This is a genomic window from Streptomyces spongiae (genome assembly GCF_009377185.1).
Classification (GTDB): domain Bacteria; phylum Actinomycetota; class Actinomycetes; order Streptomycetales; family Streptomycetaceae; genus Streptomyces; species Streptomyces spongiae.
Genome location: NZ_VJZC01001047.1, coordinates 1 through 1476, shown reverse-complemented (window position 1 = coordinate 1476; position 1476 = coordinate 1). Strand labels below are relative to the sequence as shown.

2 protein-coding genes are annotated in these 1476 nt (G+C 67.5%); one reads left to right on the top strand and one right to left on the bottom strand.

Annotated elements, in window-relative coordinates:
• Nucleotides 1-23 precede the first annotated feature (23 nt).
• Nucleotides 24-758 (bottom strand): lysophospholipid acyltransferase family protein, encoded by a 735-nt coding sequence (locus tag FNH08_RS50005; RefSeq protein WP_322726680.1) that lies wholly within the window; start codon nucleotides 756-758, stop codon nucleotides 24-26.
• 230 nt (nucleotides 759-988) lie between these two features.
• On the opposite strand from FNH08_RS50005, the gene FNH08_RS50000 reads away from it, so the two are divergent.
• Entirely contained in the window at nucleotides 989-1411 is a 423-nt protein-coding gene (locus FNH08_RS50000; protein ID WP_152778651.1) for a DUF6069 family protein, read from the top strand.
• The last annotated feature ends 65 nt before the right edge of the window (nucleotides 1412-1476 follow it).

Below are 1476 nucleotides of genomic sequence, written 5' to 3'. Positions count from 1 at the left end.
AACCAGCGTGGCGGAGCGCGCCGTCAGCTGAGCGGCAGTCGTGGGAACCTGCGCTCCTTCGCCTTCGCCGCCGCCTTCTCCTCGGTCTGCTGCGCCTTGACCACGGCCGCGTACTCGTCGACGTACTCCTGCTCCGAGAGCGAGAGGATCGCGTACATGAGTTCGTCGGTGATGGCGCGCAGGATGGCCTTCTCGTTCTCCATGCCGGCGTAGCGGGAGAAGTCGAGGGGCTTGCCGAAGCGGATGACCACCGGGTGGATGTTCGGGATGACCTTGCCGGGCGGCTGCGCCTCGAAGGTGCCGATCATCGCGCACGGGATGACCGGGACCCCGGCCTTGAGCGCCATGACCGCCACGCCGACCTTGCCCTTGTACAGGCGCCCGTCGTGCGAGCGCGTGCCCTCCGGGTAGATGCCGAGCAACTCGTCCTTGCTGAGCACGCCCAGGCCCTCGCGGATCGCGGCCTGGCCCGCCTCCTTGCCGGAGCGGTCGACGGGGATCTGCCCGGCGCTGCGGAAGAAGTGGGCCGTCAGCCGGCCCTTGATGCCGGGCCCCGTGAAGTACTCGGCCTTCGCCAGGAAGGTGATGCGGCGCTTCAGCACGGCGGGCATCAGGAAGTGGTCCGAGAACGACAGGTGGTTGCCCGCGATGATGGCGGCGCCCGACGACGGTACGTGTTCGAGGCCCTCTATTCGAGGCCGGAAGACCAGTCTCAGCAGCGGCCCAAGAAGCACGTATTTGAGCACGTAGTAGAACACAGTGACTCCTTGCCGACTTCGCTGACGTGCTGTCAGCCGCTTGAGCGCTGGTGAGGCTCTCGTGATGCTCGACGATCAATCCTAGCCCGATTCACCGCGCCCGCTGGAGCCCCCGGAGGCCCCTTACCCGCCGATCGGCATGGGTATTGAAGTTTCAAGCAACCCGGGGCAGACTCTGTTTGACCCTTCAAACATCCCTGCCGGAACTCGTCCGTCTTCTTGGAGTTGCCATGTCTGCCGCCTCTGACGCAGCCACCGTCCGCCGAGGTCCCCTCGTTGTGGCGGGAGGTGTGCTCGCCGCGATCGTGGTCGCGTCCGTCGCCGACGCGGTGCTCGCCCTCCTCGCCCTGGCCGCGGGCGCGCCCGATGACTTCCAGCCGCTGAAGCCGGGCTCGTACATCTTCCTGACGGCCGTCGGGGTGGTGGCCGGCGCCATCGGCTGGGCCATCGTCCGCAAGGTGTCGAAGGACCCCGAGGCGCTGGTGCGATGGCTGGTGCCGACGGTCGTCGTGGTGTCCTTCGTTCCCGACTTCCTGCTCTTCGGTGACGGTGGCGTGGTCGGCGTTCTGGCGCTGCTCCTGATGCACGTCGCGGTCGCGGCCGTCGCGGTGTTCACCTACCGCAAGGTCATGCCTCTGTCGTCGGGGCGCTGATAACAGGAGAACAGCAGAACAGGACGGAGGACGCCTCGGGCGGGGCCGGGACCACGGTCCCGGCC